The 18236-nt window shown below is 55.5% G+C and carries 14 protein-coding genes and 3 rRNA genes; 2 read left to right on the plus strand and 15 right to left on the minus strand.

Annotated features, from left to right (window positions below; translation table 11 throughout):
* Positions 1-74 precede the first annotated feature (74 nt).
* Positions 75-695 carry a 23S rRNA (uridine(2552)-2'-O)-methyltransferase RlmE gene (rlmE, locus tag A8C75_RS22305; RefSeq protein WP_067386677.1) on the minus strand — a complete coding sequence of 207 codons (621 nt, stop codon included), beginning with the start codon at positions 693-695 and terminating at the stop codon, positions 75-77.
* A 137-nt stretch (positions 696-832) separates the two neighbouring features.
* On the opposite strand from rlmE, the gene A8C75_RS22310 reads away from it, so the two are divergent.
* Positions 833-1135 (plus strand): YhbY family RNA-binding protein, encoded by a 303-nt coding sequence (locus tag A8C75_RS22310; protein ID WP_067386679.1) that lies wholly within the window; start codon positions 833-835, stop codon positions 1133-1135.
* Positions 1136-1193: 58 nt separating this feature from the next.
* On the opposite strand, the gene greA is transcribed toward A8C75_RS22310, so the two are convergent.
* The 3 genes from greA to carA are packed head-to-tail and all read right to left on the minus strand — an operon-like array spanning position 1194 to position 6071.
* Positions 1194-1670, minus strand: coding sequence for a transcription elongation factor GreA (greA, locus tag A8C75_RS22315; protein WP_067386681.1), 477 nt, complete (start codon positions 1668-1670; stop codon positions 1194-1196).
* Positions 1667-4888 carry a carbamoyl-phosphate synthase large subunit gene (gene carB / locus A8C75_RS22320; RefSeq protein ID WP_067386682.1) on the minus strand — a complete coding sequence of 1074 codons (3222 nt, stop codon included), beginning with the start codon at positions 4886-4888 and terminating at the stop codon, positions 1667-1669. Before carB ends, greA begins: the two co-directional genes overlap by 4 nt.
* 43 nt (positions 4889-4931) lie before the next feature.
* Positions 4932-6071 (minus strand): glutamine-hydrolyzing carbamoyl-phosphate synthase small subunit, encoded by a 1140-nt coding sequence (gene carA, locus A8C75_RS22325; RefSeq protein WP_067386684.1) that lies wholly within the window; start codon positions 6069-6071, stop codon positions 4932-4934.
* Positions 6072-6473: 402 nt separating this feature from the next.
* Here carA and A8C75_RS22330 point away from each other — a divergent pair, with 402 nt between their 5' ends.
* The gene (locus tag A8C75_RS22330) at positions 6474-7085 is read left to right on the plus strand and encodes a hypothetical protein (protein WP_067386686.1); all 612 of its coding nucleotides are present in this window, start codon (positions 6474-6476) and stop codon (positions 7083-7085) included.
* A 364-nt stretch (positions 7086-7449) separates the two neighbouring features.
* On the opposite strand, the gene rrf is transcribed toward A8C75_RS22330, so the two are convergent.
* The 11 genes from rrf to A8C75_RS22385 form a co-directional block, all read right to left on the minus strand.
* Positions 7450-7565, minus strand: a 5S ribosomal RNA gene (gene rrf / locus A8C75_RS22335).
* A gap of 209 nt (positions 7566-7774) precedes the next feature.
* Positions 7775-10663 (minus strand): 23S ribosomal RNA (locus tag A8C75_RS22340).
* Positions 10664-10904: 241 nt separating this feature from the next.
* Positions 10905-12445, minus strand: a 16S ribosomal RNA gene (locus A8C75_RS22345).
* The 16S, 23S and 5S rRNA genes sit together here, the layout of an rRNA operon.
* A 705-nt stretch (positions 12446-13150) precedes the next feature.
* Entirely contained in the window at positions 13151-13927 is a 777-nt protein-coding gene (gene tatC / locus A8C75_RS22350; protein ID WP_067386688.1) for a twin-arginine translocase subunit TatC, read from the minus strand.
* Positions 13927-14286, minus strand: coding sequence for a Sec-independent protein translocase protein TatB (gene tatB, locus A8C75_RS22355; protein ID WP_067386690.1), 360 nt, complete (start codon positions 14284-14286; stop codon positions 13927-13929). The genes tatC and tatB overlap by 1 nt, the downstream gene beginning before the upstream one ends.
* Positions 14287-14307: 21 nt before the next feature.
* Positions 14308-14565 carry a twin-arginine translocase TatA/TatE family subunit gene (gene tatA / locus A8C75_RS22360; RefSeq protein WP_067386691.1) on the minus strand — a complete coding sequence of 86 codons (258 nt, stop codon included), beginning with the start codon at positions 14563-14565 and terminating at the stop codon, positions 14308-14310.
* A 15-nt stretch (positions 14566-14580) separates the two neighbouring features.
* Entirely contained in the window at positions 14581-14916 is a 336-nt protein-coding gene (locus A8C75_RS22365; RefSeq protein ID WP_067386693.1) for a histidine triad nucleotide-binding protein, read from the minus strand.
* A 3-nt stretch (positions 14917-14919) separates the two neighbouring features.
* Positions 14920-15252 (minus strand): phosphoribosyl-ATP diphosphatase, encoded by a 333-nt coding sequence (locus tag A8C75_RS22370; RefSeq protein ID WP_067386695.1) that lies wholly within the window; start codon positions 15250-15252, stop codon positions 14920-14922.
* Positions 15245-15655: a phosphoribosyl-AMP cyclohydrolase gene (hisI, locus tag A8C75_RS22375; protein WP_067386698.1), complete on the minus strand. Its 411-nt coding sequence runs from the start codon at positions 15653-15655 to the stop codon at positions 15245-15247. The genes A8C75_RS22370 and hisI overlap by 8 nt, the downstream gene beginning before the upstream one ends.
* Before the next feature lie 84 nt (positions 15656-15739).
* Positions 15740-17371 carry a ubiquinone biosynthesis regulatory protein kinase UbiB gene (gene ubiB, locus A8C75_RS22380; RefSeq protein ID WP_067386700.1) on the minus strand — a complete coding sequence of 544 codons (1632 nt, stop codon included), beginning with the start codon at positions 17369-17371 and terminating at the stop codon, positions 15740-15742.
* Positions 17372-17557: 186 nt separating this feature from the next.
* Positions 17558-18190: a thiol:disulfide interchange protein DsbA/DsbL gene (locus A8C75_RS22385; RefSeq protein WP_067386702.1), complete on the minus strand. Its 633-nt coding sequence runs from the start codon at positions 18188-18190 to the stop codon at positions 17558-17560.
* Positions 18191-18236: the final 46 nt, after the last annotated feature.

Raw genomic sequence — 18236 nt, forward strand, 5'->3', positions numbered from 1 at the left:
AGTTTAACTGGCCTGACTACTTCACTCACCACCCTGTGCCATGACAGCCAGGCCGGCGCGGTACTACGGACTGTTTAGCCCTTGAAGCCTGTGCCGAGCAGGTAGACCTCACGGGAGCGCGCGCGCGATGCATCGGGCTTGCGGGTCACTACCTTGGTAAAGCTCTGCCGCACATCCGCGAGATAGGCATCGAACCCCTCTCCCTGAAACACTTTGACCAGAAAAGAGCCGCCTGGTTTAAGCACCTGACGCACCATATCCAGCGCCAGTTCAACCAGATACATTGCTGCAGGCTGGTCTATTCCGGACATACCACTCATATTGGGGGCCATATCGGAAATTACAAGGTCTGCCGGCGCATCCCCCAGCGCTGCCAGAATTTGCGCCAGCACGGCCTCGTCGGTGAAATCGCCCTGTACAAACTCGACACCGGCCAGCGAGTCCATCGACAGTATGTCCGACGCCACAACGCGACCATTGTCCCCCACCAGTTCGCTGGCCACCTGGGACCAGCCACCGGGCGCTGCGCCCAGGTCGACCACTGTCATGCCCGGGCGCAGTAACCGATCCTTGTCGTTCAGTTCCTTCAGCTTGTAGCTGGCGCGGGAGCGCATACCGTCGGATTTCGACTGTTTGACGTAGCGGTCATCAAAATGTTCCTTTAACCACTGACCACTGCTTTTAGATCTTGCCACTTGTAATTCCAGACCGATCAATGGTTGCAACGCTACTCAGCGATGGGCAACTCAGGTAAAATGATTGATTGTTTTCATCGTGGCCCGTTTTAACACGCAAGCCCGACCCACACAATCACGAGGCAACGTATTCTAGTATGAGCCTGACGCCCGAGCAAAAGAAGCAGCTGCGCACCATCGGCCACAAACTGAACCCGATCGTGACCGTTGCCGGTAAGGGACTGACCGAAAACCTGCAGCTGGAAGTCGACCGTGCCCTGGACGACCACGAACTGATCAAGGTGAAGTTTGCGGTTGGCGAGCGCGAAATCAAGAAACAGCTTATCCAGGAGCTCTGCACCATTGTGGAGTGCACACTGGTACAGGAGATCGGCAACATCGCCCTGATCTACCGCAAGGCGCTGGAACCCAACCCCAAGCTGTCTAACCTGCTGCGCTAAGCCTTCGCAGCACATAAAAAAAACCGCCAGCAGGCGGTTTTTTTATGCCACAGCACAATCAGATGTGCTTCACCTCGACGATTTCGTACTCGATCTCACCGCCCGGGGTCGCCACACAGGCGATATCGCCTTCTTCCTTGCCAATCAGGGCGCGCGCGATCGGTGAATTCACCGAAATCTTGCTCAGCTTGATATCGGCCTCGTCGTCACCAACGATCTGATAACGAACCTCATCACCGCTGTCGACGTTGGCAATCAGTACAGTCGCGCCGAAGAACACCTTGCCACTGTGGGGGATCGTAGTGACATCGATCACCTGGCACTGGGACAGCTTGGACTCAAGTTCCTGAATCCGGCCTTCGATGAAGCCCTGCTGTTCCCGCGCCGCGTGGTACTCGGCATTTTCCTTCAAATCACCGTGCGCACGCGCAGTGGCGATGTCCGCGATAACACGCGGACGATCTTTGGACTTCAGACGATCCAGCTCTGCACGCAGAGCCAGTTCGCCGCCGACAGTCATGGGAACTCGTTTCATTTCGCAATACCTGCATGCAAGTCCTGAAGGCTGCGCACCACCTTCTCTTCACCGTATTCCATCGCCATGGTCATGGCTTCTGCGCCTGCCAAAGTCGTGGTGTACGGCACCTTGTGCTGCAATGCGCTGCGACGAATTTCAGACGAGTCTGCAATCGCCTTGCGACCTTCAGTGGTGTTGATCACATAAACGATTTCATCGTTCTTGATCATGTCGACGATATTCGGCCGACCTTCCATGACCTTGTTCACCGCCGTCGCCGGCAGGTTATGCTCGGCCAGCAGCTTGACGGTGCCGCCCGTGCCCACCAGGGAGAAGCCCAGGTCCAGCAGAGACTTGGCCACCTTGACCACGCCCGCCTTGTCGACATCGCGTACCGATATGAAGGCCTTGCCTTTCTTCGGCATTTTTTCGCCGGCACCAATCTGGGCTTTCATGAAGGCTTCGCCGAAGGTTTCGCCAACACCCATGACTTCACCGGTCGACTTCATTTCCGGGCCCAGAATCGGATCCACGCTCGGGAACTTGTTGAACGGGAATACCGCTTCCTTGACGTAGAAGTTGGTCGGCACAATCTCTTCGGTAAAGCCCAGCTCCTGCAGGGTTTTGCCGGTCATCACCAGGGCCGCAATCTTGGCCAGCGACACGCCGATGCACTTGGAGACGAAAGGCACGGTACGGGATGCACGCGGGTTGACTTCGATAACGTAGATTTCGCCATCCTGGTAAGCCAGCTGTACGTTCATCAGGCCGACAACACCCAGTTCCAGTGCCATCTTCTTGACCTGTTCGCGCATCTCGTCCTGCACATCGGCCGCCAGGCTGTAAGGCGGCAGCGAGCAGGCGGAGTCGCCGGAGTGTACGCCGGCCTGTTCAATGTGCTGCATGATGGCGCCGATCACGACGGTCTTGCCATCGCAGATGGCATCGATATCGACTTCAACAGCAGCATTCAGGAAGTGATCCAGCAGCACAGGCGCGTCGTTGGAAACCTTGACCGCGTTGGTCATGTAGCGACGCAGTTCGCTTTCCTTGTAAACAATCTCCATCGCCCGGCCACCGAGGACGTAGGACGGACGCACGACCAGCGGGTAACCTATCTTGGCCGCTTCGATCACGGCCGCTTCCAGACTACGCACAGTCGCGTTCTGTGGCTGTTTCAGGCCCAGACGCTTGAGCATCTGCTGGAACTGTTCACGGTCTTCTGCACGGTCAATGGCTTCCGGGCTGGTACCGATAATGGGCACACCGGCCTGCTCCAGGGCCACCGCCAGTTTCAGCGGCGTCTGGCCACCGTACTGCACGATCACGCCCTTGGGCTTCTCGACTTCAACGATCTCCAGTACGTCTTCCAGCGTGATCGGCTCGAAGTACAGGCGATCAGAGGTGTCGTAGTCGGTGGAAACCGTTTCGGGGTTACAGTTGACCATAATGGTCTCGAAACCGTCTTCACGGGCAGCCAGGGCCGCGTGGACGCAGCAATAGTCAAACTCGATGCCCTGACCGATACGGTTAGGACCGCCGCCGATGACCATGATCTTGTCCCGCGTTGACGGGTTGGCCTCGCACTCTTCCTCGTAGGTCGAGTACATGTAGGCCGTGTCAGTAGCGAATTCCGCCGCGCAGGTATCCACACGCTTGTAGACAGGGCGCACGCCCAGGCTGTGCCGCTGTTTGCGGAACTGCTTCTCGCTCACGCCCAGCAACTTGGCCAGACGGGCATCAGAGAAGCCCTTGCGCTTGAGGCGGTAAATCTTGTCCTTGTCCATATCGGACAGGGCCATGTTGGAAACGCGCGCTTCGTCCTTGATAAGGTCTTCAATCTGAACCAGGAACCAGGGATCAACGCCCGACAGTTCGTAGATTTCATCTACGCTCATGCCCAGACGCATGGCATCACCGATGTACCAGATACGCTCGCCGCCGGGCTGCTTGAGCTCGCGGATAATATCGCTGCGGGCGTCTTCGCTTTCCAGGTCTACGATCGGATCCAGACCCGTTGCACCCACTTCCAGACCGCGCAGTGCTTTTTGCAGCGATTCCTGCTGTGTACGGCCGATGGCCATAACTTCGCCGACCGACTTCATCTGGGTCGTCAGACGATCATTGGCCTGGGGAAATTTTTCAAAGGTGAAACGCGGAATCTTGGTAACGACGTAGTCGATCGCAGGCTCAAAGGACGCCGGTGTGCGACCGCCGGTAATGTCGTTCTGCAGTTCATCCAGGGTGTAACCGATGGCCAGCTTGGCGGCGATCTTGGCAATCGGGAAACCGGTTGCCTTGGACGCCAGCGCAGACGAGCGCGAAACACGCGGGTTCATCTCGATCACGACCATGCGGCCGGTTTTCGGGTCTATACCGAACTGGACGTTAGAACCGCCGGTTTCAACACCAATCTCGCGCAGGACAGCGATGGACGCATCCCGCATCAGCTGGTATTCCTTGTCGGTCAGCGTCTGAGCCGGCGCAACCGTGATGGAGTCACCGGTGTGTACGCCCATGGCATCGAAGTTTTCGATGGTGCAGACGATGATGCAGTTATCGTTCTTGTCGCGAACGACCTCCATCTCGTACTCTTTCCAGCCGATCAGAGACTCATCGATCAGCAGCTCGCTGGTCGGGGACAGATCCAGACCTCGCTCGCAGATCTCGATGAACTCTTCACGATTGTAGGCGATACCACCGCCTGAGCCACCCATGGTGAACGACGGGCGAATAATGGCCGGGTAGCCGATGGACGCCTGAACCTGCAACGCCTCTTCCATGCTGTGGGCAATCATTGCACGTGGGCATGCCAGACCAATGGACTTCATCGCCTTGTCGAAACGCTCGCGGTCTTCGGCCTTGTCGATGGCATCCTGGCTGGCGCCGATCATCTCGACACCGAACTTGGCCAGTACGCCTTCGCGGTCCAGATCCAGCGCACAGTTCAGTGCAGTCTGGCCGCCCATGGTGGGCAGCAGAGCATCCGGGCGTTCTTTTTCAATGATCTTGGCAACTGTTTTCCAGTTGATAGGCTCAATATAGGTCGCATCCGCCATCGCCGGATCGGTCATGATGGTGGCCGGATTGGAGTTCACCAGGATGACCCGGTAACCTTCTTCACGCAGCGCCTTGCAGGCCTGAGCACCGGAATAGTCGAACTCACAGGCCTGGCCGATTACGATCGGCCCTGCGCCTAGAATCAGAATACTTTTAATGTCCGTACGTTTTGGCATCGATATAAACCAGTCAAATCTGTTAGCTGTAACTGCGTGTTGCTCAGGCGTCCTTGCGGGCCTGCATCTGCTCGATAAAGCGATCGAACAGCGGCGCCACGTCCTGCGGTCCCGGGCTGGCTTCAGGGTGTCCCTGGAAGCTGAAGGCCGGACGGTCCGTCAGTTCAATGCCCTGCAAAGACCCATCGAACAGCGACTTATGAATCACCCTGACGTTGGACGGCAACGTACTTTCATCCACCGCAAAACCATGGTTCTGGCTGGTGATCATCACGCGGGATGAGTCCAGATCCTGTACCGGATGGTTGGCGCCGTGGTGGCCAAATTTCATTTTCACCGTCTTGGCACCGCAGGCCAGCGCGAGCAGCTGATGCCCAAGACAGATACCGAAAACCGGTACATCTGTCTCGCAGATCGCCTTGATCGCCTGAATTGCGTAATCACAGGGCTCTGGGTCACCAGGGCCGTTGGACAGGAAAACGCCATCCGGATTCAGCGCCAGCACTTCAGCGGCGGGCGTCTGAGCCGGTACAACCGTCAAACGGCAACCTCGCTCAACCAGCATGCGCAGGATATTACGCTTCACACCGTAGTCGTACGCGACAACATGGAATGGCTGCTCGGACGGGTCCTTGTCAACATGGCCCACACCCAGTGTCCAGGTTGAGGAGTTCCAGCTGTACGCCTCAGTGGTAGAAACCACCTTGGCCAGATCCATGCCCTTGAGGCCCGGAAACGCCTTGGCCTCAGCCAGCGCAACAGCCTCATCAACCGAATCACCGGCCATGATGCAGCCATTCTGCGCGCCTTTTTCCCGCAGAATGCGGGTCAGACGACGGGTATCGATATCGGCGATGCCGAGAATATTCTTGGCTTTCAGGTAGGTATCCAGCGACTGCTCACTGCGAAAGTTGCTCGCCAGCAAAGGCAGATCGCGAATGACGAGACCGGAAACCCAGGTCTTGGCAGACTCTTCGTCTTCGGCGTTGGTACCTACGTTTCCGATGTGCGGGTATGTCAGGGTTACGATCTGACGGCAGTAGGACGGATCTGTCAGGATTTCCTGATATCCGGTCATGGAGGTGTTAAAAACAACTTCCCCGCTGGATTGTCCGTCGGCACCAATTGCCACCCCCCTGAAAATACTACCGTCTTCAAGGGCCAAAATGGCTGGTCTCGTCAAGTGAACCTCCCCCGCGTGATGCGTTACAAACAAGCCGATACAAAAATGAACAGGTGCAAAAAAGCGAGGTAAAACCGAAACTTTACCTCGCTCTATATAATTTGGGGCTTAGCCACCCCTGCGGGCAGGCAAACCGGCAGTATTCTAGTCGATTGGCGACCCAGTGTCCACGCGCAACACAGCCTTACTTCTTCAGCAGGCCTGACGCATCGCCTCCAAAACGCTGCGACCCCTCTGGGGTCAGCTCAATAATTATTACAAAACATAAACTTACCCTGCGCCCGTGCTTAGGCATGAGGCATGAGGCACATAACTCAATTCTCCGATAGATAGATGATACACAGTGAACCGAGCAACCTGGACAGAGTCTGACCAGTAACACCAAGTTTGCAGGAGCGCCCGATGAAACCGCTGCACATAACTCAATTGATAGTTACCGCCGCTTTGCTGACCGGCTGCGCATCCCCCAGCTATTGGTATGAGCCGCCGGCGCCGGATCAACTCAATCAGATGACGCTCAGTGGCAACTGGCAGGGACTGGCCCGCAATGCCTATTCCCACAAGGTGGCCTATGGCGCCCTCGCAGGTCCGGTTGAAATCGACTGCGCCCGCTATCAGGACCTGATCAGCCTGAAGGTTACGAATGGAAAACTTGAAGGCTCGCTGGGAAGAGCACCGACGTTCAACTTCAGCACGACACTCAATGCCAGCGGCGAATTCAGTCACCAGATGCCCGTGCGAGGAGATACCTGGATCTACGGTGGTGTAGGCATTTTCAGCAACGAACCCCAGCTCAGGATATCCGGCAAACTTGACTCTGCCCGCGGTGTCGGCGCCGGGCGAATATCGGTAACCCCCAAAGACGAAACCCTGGGCTGTGACGGCCGCTTCCAGGTTAGCCGCAACTCAGGCTCTCCCCCTGTCGCCAGCCTAGGCAACCCGTTCAAGATCCAATATTGGATAAATCGCTCCGAAGGCAGCAGCCGCGACCAACGTTCCTGGCCTAGCCGCTAAAACACAGCAGATTAGATGCCTGGCACGGCTGCCTGAGTGGACAAATCAGCCGGCCCTTACCGCGGATTTTCAAATTCCACATACGAAAACGCCCCGACCGGAGGTCGGGGCGTTTTCGTTGAATAAATGCTTGGCGCCTCGCTGGCGAGCCGTCCCGCGGGCCCATTTACCCATTAAATAGAGGCCGCGGTCGTCAAACCGGGTCAAAGCTGCGCTTCGACAAGTCCCGTTTTGACCCTACTATCACATGGCTGGGCGGCCGCAAACGGCGCTGTCTACCGTCCCCATGTGAGGGTCATCGCTGAACAATACCCCATACGGAAAAACCCCGGCCTCATCGAGACCGGGGTTTCCGTTATTAAATGCTTGGCGATGACCTACTCTCACATGGGGAAACCCCACACTACCATCGGCGATACCGCGTTTCACTACTGAGTTCGGGATGGGATCAGGTGGTTCCACAGCTCTATTGTCGCCAAGCAAAACTTGTACAATATGGATTCTGGCCGCGACAGATGGTGGTCTGTCGCGACGTAGCTTAATTCGAGGGTACGTGCTTTCTGTTGAAAGTGTGCGGTGTCTTGTCTGCAGCACAAGCTCGTGCCAATGCGTCAATCTCGTCTCTCTCGTGCTTTTCGCCTGCTCGTTCTTTTCAGTCGGAGCAGGCAACCAAACGCCTTGGGCGTTATATGGTCAAGCCTCACGGGCAATTAGTACGGGTTAGCTCAACGCCTCGCAGCGCTTACACACCCCGCCTATCAACGTCTTAGTCTTAAACGGCCCTTTAGGGGGCTCAAGGCCCCAGTGAGATCTCATCTTGAAGGGGGCTTCCCGCTTAGATGCTTTCAGCGGTTATCCCGTCCGAACGTAGCTACCCGGCAATGCCACTGGCGTGACAACCGGAACACCAGAGGTTCGTTCACTCCGGTCCTCTCGTACTAGGAGCAACTCTTCTCAAATCTCAAACGCCCACGGCAGATAGGGACCGAACTGTCTCACGACGTTCTAAACCCAGCTCGCGTACCACTTTAAATGGCGAACAGCCATACCCTTGGGACCGGCTTCAGCCCCAGGATGTGATGAGCCGACATCGAGGTGCCAAACACCGCCGTCGATGTGAACTCTTGGGCGGTATCAGCCTGTTATCCCCGGAGTACCTTTTATCCGTTGAGCGATGGCCCTTCCATGCAGAACCACCGGATCACTAGAACCTACTTTCGTACCTGCTCCACGTGTCAGTGTCGCAGTCAAGCACCCTTCTACTCTTGCGCTCAATGCATGATTTCCGACCATGCTGAGGGTACCTTCGTGCTCCTCCGTTACTCTTTGGGAGGAGACCGCCCCAGTCAAACTACCCACCACACAATGTCCTCGAACCGGATTACGGTCCAGAGTTAGAACCTCAACAGTACCAGGCTGGTATTTCAAGATTGGCTCCACGCAGACTGGCGTCCACGCTTCAAAGCCTCCCAGCTATCCTACACAAGTAATGTCAAAGTCCACTGTGAAGCTATAGTAAAGGTTCACGGGGTCTTTCCGTCTAGCCGCGGGTAAACTGCATCTTAACAGCTATTTCAATTTCACTGAGTCTCGGGTGGAGACAGTGTGGCCATCGTTACGCCATTCGTGCAGGTCGGAACTTACCCGACAAGGAATTTCGCTACCTTAGGACCGTTATAGTTACGGCCGCCGTTTACCGGGGCTTCGATCAAGAGCTTCGCTTGCGCTAACCCCATCAATTAACCTTCCGGCACCGGGCAGGCGTCACACCCTATACGTCCACTTTCGTGTTTGCAGAGTGCTGTGTTTTTAATAAACAGTCGCAGCCACCTGGTATCTTCGACTCCCAACAGCTCACCCCGCAAGGGGGTCACCATCAGGAGCGTGCCTTCTCCCGAAGTTACGGCACCATTTTGCCTAGTTCCTTCACCCGAGTTCTCTCAAGCGCCTTGGTATTCTCTACCTGACCACCTGTGTCGGTTTTGGGTACGGTCAGCGGTAACCTGAAGCTTAGAGGCTTTTCCTGGAAGCGTGGCATCAACGACTTCAGTTCCTAAGAACCTCGTCATCAGATCTCAGTCTTAAGGGGGACCGGATTTGCCTAATCCCCCAACCTACATCCTTAAACGCAGACAACCAACGCTGCGCTCGCCTAGCCTTCTCCGTCCCCTCATCGCAGTTACCGCCGGTGCAGGAATATTAACCTGCTTCCCATCGACTACGCATTTCTGCCTCGCCTTAGGGGCCGACTCACCCTACCTCGAATAGCGTTGGATAGGAAACCTTGGTCTTCCGGCGTGGAGGTTTTTCACCCCCATTATCGTTACTCATGTCAGCATTCGCACTTCTGATACCTCCAGGATGCCTCACAGCTTTCCCTTCAACGGCTTACAGAACGCTCCTCTACCATGCCATAAATGGCATCCACAGCTTCGGTGTATCACTTAGCCCCGTTATATCTTCCGCGCAGGCCGACTCGACTAGTGAGCTATTACGCTTTCTTTAAAGGGTGGCTGCTTCTAAGCCAACCTCCTAGCTGTCTGAGCCTTCCCACATCGTTTCCCACTTAGTGATAACTTTGGGACCTTAGCTGGTGGTCTGGGTTGTTGCCCTTTTCACGACGGACGTTAGCACCCGCCGTGTGTCTCCCATGATTGCACTCACCGGTATTCGGAGTTTGCATCGGGTTGGTAAGTCGGGATGACCCCCTAGCCGAAACAGTGCTCTACCCCCGGTGGTGAGACATGAGGCGCTACCTAAATAGCTTTCGAGGAGAACCAGCTATCTCCGGGCTTGATTAGCCTTTCACTCCGATCCACAGGTCATCCGCTAACTTTTCAACGGTAGTCGGTTCGGTCCTCCAGTTGATGTTACTCAACCTTCAACCTGCCCATGGATAGATCGCCCGGTTTCGGGTCTAATCCCAGCAACTAAACGCCCTATTAAGACTCGGTTTCCCTACGGCTCCCCTAGACGGTTAACCTTGCTACTGAAATTAAGTCGCTGACCCATTATACAAAAGGTACGCAGTCACGGTCTCAAGAACCGCTCCCACTGCTTGTACGTACACGGTTTCAGGGTCTATTTCACTCCCCTCACAGGGGTTCTTTTCGCCTTTCCCTCACGGTACTGGTTCACTATCGGTCAGTCAGGAGTATTTAGCCTTGGAGGATGGTCCCCCCATGTTCAGACAGGATAACACGTGTCCCGTCCTACTCGTTTTCATTGATAAGGCGTTTTCGCATACGGGGCTATCACCCACTACGGCGGCACTTTCCAGCGCCTTCTGCTAACACCAAACCAACTTAAGGGCTAATCCCCGTTCGCTCGCCGCTACTAAGGGAATCTCAATTGATTTCTTTTCCTTCGGGTACTTAGATGTTTCAGTTCCCCGAGTTCGCCTCTTAAAGCCTATGTATTCAGCTAAAAGATACCCAGTAAACTGGGTGGGTTTCCCCATTCAGACATCTCCGGATCAAAGGTTGTTTGCCACCTCCCCGAAGCTTTTCGCAGGCTACCACGTCTTTCGTCGCCTCTGACTGCCAAGGCATCCACCGTGCACGCTTCGTCACTTGACCATATAACCCGAAGGCGTCTGGTAAGGACGAGAGTTCGATAAGATTTTTCGCCATTGGCGCTTGTACTACAGTACAAGACATATCTCGAATTAATTCGAATCCACATTGTTAAAGAGCGATAAAGCATTGAAGCTTTAAATCATGCACCCTGTGAACAGGACACACTGTTTAAAGCTCACTCGCTTTAACTTCAAGATCAGATAATTCGTGTGGACGCTATGCCAGAACAAGCCATGTCGTTTAAGGAGGTGATCCAGCCGCAGGTTCCCCTACGGCTACCTTGTTACGACTTCACCCCAGTCATGGACCACACCGTGGTAACCGTCCTCCCGAAGGTTAGACTAGCTACTTCTGGTGCAACCCACTCCCATGGTGTGACGGGCGGTGTGTACAAGGCCCGGGAACGTATTCACCGTGGCATTCTGATCCACGATTACTAGCGATTCCGACTTCACGCAGTCGAGTTGCAGACTGCGATCCGGACTACGACCGGTTTTGTGAGATTGGCTCCCCCTCGCGGGTTTGCAGCCCTCTGTACCGGCCATTGTAGCACGTGTGTAGCCCTACTCGTAAGGGCCATGATGACTTGACGTCGTCCCCACCTTCCTCCGGTTTGTCACCGGCAGTCTCCTTAGAGTTCCCACCATTACGTGCTGGCAAATAAGGACAAGGGTTGCGCTCGTTACGGGACTTAACCCAACATTTCACAACACGAGCTGACGACAGCCATGCAGCACCTGTCTCAGAGCTCCCGAAGGCACCAAGCTATCTCTAGCGAGTTCTCTGGATGTCAAGAGTAGGTAAGGTTCTTCGCGTTGCGTCGAATTAAACCACATGCTCCACCGCTTGTGCGGGCCCCCGTCAATTCATTTGAGTTTTAACCTTGCGGCCGTACTCCCCAGGCGGTCGACTTATTGCGTTAGCTGCGCCACTAAGAGAGCAAGTCTCCCAACGGCTAGTCGACATCGTTTACGGCGTGGACTACCAGGGTATCTAATCCTGTTTGCTACCCACGCTTTCGCACCTCAGTGTCAGTATCAATCCAGGCAGTCGCCTTCGCCACTGGTGTTCCTTCCTATATCTACGCATTTCACCGCTACACAGGAAATTCCACTGCCCTCTACCGTACTCTAGTTAAGCAGTATCAGGTGCAGTTCCCAGGTTAAGCCCGGGGCTTTCACATCTGACTGACTCAACCACCTACGCGCGCTTTACGCCCAGTTATTCCGATTAACGCTCGCACCTTCCGTATTACCGCGGCTGCTGGCACGGAATTAGCCGGTGCTTCTTCTGTGGCTAACGTCACAGGTAACGGTTATTAGCCGCTACCCTTTCCTCACCACTGAAAGTGCTTTACAACCCGAAGGCCTTCTTCACACACGCGGCATGGCTGGATCAGGGTTGCCCCCATTGTCCAATATTCCCCACTGCTGCCTCCCGTAGGAGTCTGGGCCGTGTCTCAGTCCCAGTGTGGCTGGTCATCCTCTCAGACCAGCTAAGGATCGTCGCCTTGGTAGGCCTTTACCCTACCAACTAGCTAATCCTACGCAGGCTCATCTGATAGCGAAAGGTCTATAAATAGATCCCCTCCTTTCCCCCTTAGGGCGTATGCGGTATTAGCATCCGTTTCCGAATGTTGTCCCCCACTACCAGGTAGATTCCTACGCGTTACTCACCCGTCCGCCGCTCTCAAGAGAAGCAAGCTTCTCTCTACCGCTCGACTTGCATGTGTTAGGCCTGCCGCCAGCGTTCAATCTGAGCCATGATCAAACTCTTCAGTTTTAAATCAAGATACCGAAGTATCGATAATTCTGACTCAAGCTATAACAACTTAAATGAATTCACATTAGGGTTGCTTACCTTGATAAAGCTATTTATGCCTTATCCTGACAAGCGCCCACACGAATTATCTGATCAATCTGTTAAAGAGCGCTTGGACTCGAGGATCGTTGCCGCTGATCCCGTGTCTCAAGTGAGGCGCATATTCTAGCGCCTCGGTGTTTTAAGTCAACTCTTTTTTTCAACATTTCCGACCGAAGCCGAGGAGAAAAACGAGTGACTCACAAGCCGATACTGCCGGCCGATTCATCAAGCTAAACACTTGAAAATCAACCACTTACTTCCGACTTCCTCGCTCTGTTCGGTGGCTGTTAAAGCCGCTTTCCCTAAGCGAGGTGCGCATTCTACATTGCCCCAGATCAGAGTCAACAGCCCCCGTGTAATTAACTGTAATAAAACCCAAAAAGGGGGTTTTAGGGCTTAAAACCCAGGCTGCGGGCCTAATATAGAGCGGCATGCATACAGAAGTTGACCAAAGCCAGGCCCGTTCGCTGAAAAACCGCCTCGCGCTACAAATACAGAACCAGGAACCCAGAAATTCAAAAGCACCTATAAAGTAAAAGGCGCCTGATTCAGGCGCCTTATATAAGTATTAACCACTAGCACCGCTCTCAGCTCTCAAGCCTACCGAGCGATTACTGCTACCCGCTATTCCTGCTCATCCGTCTCAGCGTCATCTTCACTTGGTTTGCGCACAATAACGCGCCCCAGAATAATACCCAGTTCAAACAACAGCCACATGGGCAGCGCCAGCAAGCTTTGAGAAATCACATCTGGCGGTGTCAGCAACATGCCCACGACAAAACAGCCCACCACTACATATGCGCGCTTACTCGTCAGGTCTTCTACGGTGGAAAGACCACTCCAGATGATCAGCAGGGTCGCGATGGGAATCTCGAACACGATACCAAAGGCAAAGAACAGCTTGAGCACGAAATTGAGGTAGCTGCTGATATCGGTCATCACCGCGACGTTCTCCGGCCCGACACTGGTAAAGAAACCAAAGATCAGCGGAAAGACTACAAAGTAGGCAAAGGCAATACCGCTATAAAAGAGCGCGATACTGGAAATCAGCAGGGGAATCGCGATACGCCGTTCATGGCTGTACAGGCCTGGTGCGATAAAACCCCAGATCTGGTGCAGGATAAAAGGCATGGCGGCAAAGATCGACAACACCAGCGTCAGCTTGAAAGGCGCGAAGAATGGCGAGGTCACATCCGTTGCTATCATGCTGGTGCCAGGTGGCAAGAGCGCAGTCAGCGGTTCGGACAGATAAGCGTAGAGGTCATTGGCAAAATAGAACAGGCTCAAAAACACCAGCATGACGATGAGTAACGCCCAGATCAGTCGCTGGCGCAGCTCCACCAGATGGGAAATCAGCGGCTGCTCCTCCGCCCCGGATTCCGATTCATTCAGCTTAGCCATCAGGGCTCCGCCTTGTCGCGCGCAGCGGCGTTGCCACCCGCTACAGCGTCGTCACCGGACGGCACCTGAGCCTCGCCGAAAGGCGCAGCATCACTGACCTCAGACTTGACAGACTTGTAAGGCGTTTTCATTTCGGAGAGTTCTTCCTCAAGCCGGTCTTTCTCGATGGATGCATTACGGCGCAGTTCATCCAGCCGCAACTCTTCCGAGATCTCGGTCTGGATACCGCTCACCGTGCGGCGGAACTTTCCCATCCATAGTCCGAGGGTACGCACCGCCGTCGGGAGTTTCTCCGGACCAAGCACCAGCAACGCAACGACAGCCACAATAAGTAGCTCAGCAAAGCCTATATCGAACATTCAGGGGCCCGTATTGGCTTATTAATCAGCCTTCTTGTCGTCTTTAACGGCTTCTTTCTTCGCCGTGTCGACTTTTTCGGAGAACTGAGCGTCTGCCTCTTTATCCAGCTTCTTCGGATCCTTGGCATCTTCGCTATCGTCCGACATCGCCTTCTTGAAGCCCTTCAGAGCACCGCCGAGATCGCCACCAATGTTGCGCAGTTTCTTGGTGCCAAACAGCAACAGAAGAATCGCGAGCACGATAAGCAGCTGCCAAACACTAATACCACCAAAACCCATAACATCTCTCCCGAATCATATGGCTGGCAAGGTGCCGCCACCAAGAATATGAAAATGCAGGTGGTAGACCTCCTGGCGGCCGCCGGGTCCCGTGTTGGTCACCGTGCGAAAACCGTTCTCAAGGCCACTCAACCGCGCTATCTGCGGTAATTTCATCATTATATGAGCGATCAAGCTTTGATCCTGTCGCTGCAGATCCGCCAGATTGCAAACGTGCTTTCTGGGCACCACCAGCAAGTGCACAGGCGCCTTGGGAGCCCTGTCCCGAAACGCCACAATCAGTTCATCTTCGTACAGGATGCAGGCCGGAGCTTCATGCCGGGCAATCCGACAGAAAATACAGCCTGTCATGCGTCAATCCTTGCTGCGGGCGGCTTTTTCGTCCAGCCCGGACAGCCCGAAGCGACGCGCCAGCTCATCCAGTACCGCCTGGGGTGACTCGCCCAGATGAGACAGCATGACAAGGCTGTGAAACCACAGATCCGCCGTTTCGTATATCAGATCGCGGTTATCGCCACTGATGCTGGCATCCTTGGCAGCCAGCAGCGTTTCCGTGGCCTCTTCGCCGACCTTCTCCAGAATCTTGTTCAGACCCTTGGCATGCAGGCTGGCGACATAGGAACTGTCGGCCGCAGCCGTCTTGCGCTCTTCCAGTAAAACACCGAGTTGTTGCAAAACGTCATTCATCGGCCGGATTCTCGGACTTTTTATAGATACTGCCAGGCTCTTTGAGCACCGGATCCACCGGAATCCAGTGTGCGCCGTCCAGCACGCTGTAAAAGCAGCTTGCACGCCCTGTATGACAGGCGATACCGCCCAGCTGTTCCACCTGGAGAAGAATAACGTCGCCGTCGCAGTCGAGGCGGATTTCATGCAATTGCTGTACATGGCCGGACTCTTCGCCCTTGCGCCACAGCTTCTGCCGCGAGCGTGACCAGTAAATGCCGCGCTGCTCCTGCACCGTGAGCTGCAGCGCCTCGCGATTCATCCAGGCCACCATCAAGATATGGCCGCTCTTGTGGTCCTGAGCGATGGCGGGAACCAGGCCATCGTTATTCCATTTCACCTGATCGAGCCAGAGTTCTGACATAACTTCTTTTTGACCCTAAAACCGACTGGAGCAGGCAAGAATAACCGAAGCCCCTGTTAACGCCAAGCCACAACGGCCGCAGGCCTAATGCATTAGTAGCAGATAAAAGCCACCGGCGGCCATCAGCCATCCAGCAGCCGACAGCTGTTGCAGCCAGGGCTCAGGATCCCCCGCACCCAGCATGACGGCCAGCACCAGCAGCGCCACACCAGCAGCGCGGGAGCGCCGACGACGCCGTGCGGCAGCCTCCTGCGCCTGCAGACCCAGCTGCTGCTGGGCACGCTGATGGGCGTCCATGCGCTTGATCTGCTGCAGCGCGTCGAACACCAGCTGTGGCATATGGGGCAGCTTGTCGAGCCACTCGGGCGCCTGCTCCTTGACCGTACGCAACAGCGCCTTGGGACCGACACGGTTCTTCATCCAGTTCTCGAGGTACGGCTTGCCGGTCTTCCACAAATCCAGCTCCGGATACAGCTGCCGCCCCAGACCTTCGACATTGAGCAGGGTCTTCTGCAGCAGCACCAGCTGGGGCTGCACTTCCATATTGAAGCGCCGTGCGGTCTGAAACAGACCCAGCAGTACCTGACCAAAGGAAATATCCTTCAGCGGCTTCTCGAAAATGGGTTCGCAGACACTGCGTATGGCCGTTTCAAACGCATACAGGTTGGTATCCGGCGGCACCCAGCCGGAATCGATATGCAGCTGTGCCACCTGGCGATAATCGCGCTTGAAAAAGGCCAGGAAGTTGCGCGCCAGATAGTTCTGATCCTCCGGTGTCAGTGAACCCACGATACCGAAGTCCACCGCCAGGTACTGCGGCTGTGACGGCTTATCGCGCGACACAAAGATATTGCCGGGGTGCATGTCGGCATGGAAAAAGCTATCCCGGAACACCTGGGTAAAGAATATCTCGACACCGCGTTCGGCCAGCGCCTTCATGTCGGTGTTCTGCGCCCGCAGCTGCTCGATATCCGCCACCGGAATGCCCTGAATCCGCTCCATGACCAGCACGTTGCGGCGCGTCAGGTCCCAGAAAATTTCGGGTATATAGAGGATCTCGGACTGTTCGAAGTTGCGCCGCAGCTGGGAGCCGTTGGCCGCTTCCTTGCGCAGATCCAGCTCGTCAAAAATGGTCTGTTCATACTCGCGCACCACCTCGACCGGGCGCAGTCGGCGACCTTCCGGCCAGCTCCACTGCAACAACTGGGCAAAGGTATAGAGCAGATCAACATCCTTGCGGATGGTGCGGTCTATGCCTGGACGCACCACCTTCACCACCACATCGCGACCGTTATGCAGCCTGGCAACATGTACCTGGGCCACCGAGGCCGAGGCCAGCGGCTCGGCTTCAAACTGCGCGAACAGCTCGCCCACTGTCTTGCCCAGCGCCTTTTCCACAATCAGGCGTGCCTCCTCCCCCGGGAAAGGCGGTACCTGATCCTGCAACCGCTGCAGCTCAAACGCGATTTCATCCGACAGCAGATCACGCCGCGTCGACAGCATCTGACCAAACTTGATGAATACCGGTCCCAGCGCCTCGAGCGCCAGCCGCAGCCGCTCGCCCTGCGGCTGATTCACGGCAATAAAGTAACGCCAGGGCAGCAGGCGCAGGCACAGCCGCATATACCAGGGCAGCGGTATCTGATCAAAAAAGGTATCCAGCCGATAGCGGGCCAACACTCGAGCAATCTTTACTATGCGCAGAAGTCGTCGCACCTGTAGGGAATCCTGTCTGACTGACTAAAACTAAAAGGCGAGGGCCAAGCCTGCCGCGCCCAAGTGTGCCTGCTGGTCGCGAGCAGGTAAAGAAACGCACATCAATAACAGGCGACCCGGCTGGCAGCACCACAAACAGAAAAGCCGCCGGACAGGTCCGACGGCTTTTGACGTTCACGCAGGGTCTTACATGGACTTGCGTTCTTTCTCGACCAGATAGTCGACCACTTCCAGCATCTGACGGTGACCGCCCGCAGAGGCTGCGGTAACGCGATACTTGCCATTGACCACCATGGTCGGCACGCCGGTGATTTCATAGCTGCGGGCCTTGGACTCGCCCTGATTCAGCTTGGTGTTGACGGCAAAGGAGTTCATCAGCTTGCCGAACTTCTCGCGGTCTACGCCCAGCTTGCCATAAAACTCCACCATGTCTTCCGGCTTGGAAAAGCGCTGCTTGTTCAGGTGAATAGCGTCGAACATCTGCTGATGGCTTTTGTCGACCACATCCATCAGCTCAGCGGTGTAATAGGCACGGGCAAAAGGCTCCCAGCTGCGTCCGAAGACCACCGGCACACGCACAAACTGCACGTCGGCGTTCTGGCGCTTGTGCCAGCCTGCGACCAGCGGCTCAAAGCTGTTGCAGTGCGGGCACAGGTAACCAAACATTTCGGTGACCTCAACCCGGGCGGGATCCGCCGTCTTCACCGCGAAGGGCAGCGTTTCGTACTGCACACCGTCCTGAAACGGTTCTGCCTCGGCGGCCCAAACCGTCAGCGACAGCATCAGTGCCACCAGACCCACACAGAATTTTCTAATCATCTTCCCTTCTCCGAAAACTGTAGATATACGGGGACTCTCTTCAGCC

Origin of the sequence: Marinobacterium aestuarii, from assembly GCF_001651805.1 — a bacterium.
Taxonomy (GTDB): domain Bacteria; phylum Pseudomonadota; class Gammaproteobacteria; order Pseudomonadales; family Balneatricaceae; genus Marinobacterium_A; species Marinobacterium_A aestuarii.

Excerpts from the sequence above, each read along its gene's own strand:
- tatB (WP_067386690.1), bottom strand. The coding sequence starts at position 14,286 with ATGTTCGATATAGGCTTTGCTGAGCTACTTATTGTGGCTGTCGTTGCG.
- greA (WP_067386681.1), bottom strand. The coding sequence starts at position 1,670 with ATGAAACGAGTTCCCATGACTGTCGGCGGCGAACTGGCTCTGCGTGCA.
- A8C75_RS22365 (WP_067386693.1), bottom strand. The coding sequence starts at position 14,916 with ATGACAGGCTGTATTTTCTGTCGGATTGCCCGGCATGAAGCTCCGGCC.
- A8C75_RS22330 (WP_067386686.1), top strand. The coding sequence starts at position 6,474 with ATGAAACCGCTGCACATAACTCAATTGATAGTTACCGCCGCTTTGCTG.
- A8C75_RS22310 (WP_067386679.1), top strand. The coding sequence starts at position 833 with ATGAGCCTGACGCCCGAGCAAAAGAAGCAGCTGCGCACCATCGGCCAC.
- carB (WP_067386682.1), bottom strand. The coding sequence starts at position 4,888 with ATGCCAAAACGTACGGACATTAAAAGTATTCTGATTCTAGGCGCAGGG.
- hisI (WP_067386698.1), bottom strand. The coding sequence starts at position 15,655 with ATGTCAGAACTCTGGCTCGATCAGGTGAAATGGAATAACGATGGCCTG.
- A8C75_RS22370 (WP_067386695.1), bottom strand. The coding sequence starts at position 15,252 with ATGAATGACGTTTTGCAACAACTCGGTGTTTTACTGGAAGAGCGCAAG.
- tatA (WP_067386691.1), bottom strand. The coding sequence starts at position 14,565 with ATGGGTTTTGGTGGTATTAGTGTTTGGCAGCTGCTTATCGTGCTCGCG.
- A8C75_RS22385 (WP_067386702.1), bottom strand. The coding sequence starts at position 18,190 with ATGATTAGAAAATTCTGTGTGGGTCTGGTGGCACTGATGCTGTCGCTG.
- tatC (WP_067386688.1), bottom strand. The coding sequence starts at position 13,927 with ATGGCTAAGCTGAATGAATCGGAATCCGGGGCGGAGGAGCAGCCGCTG.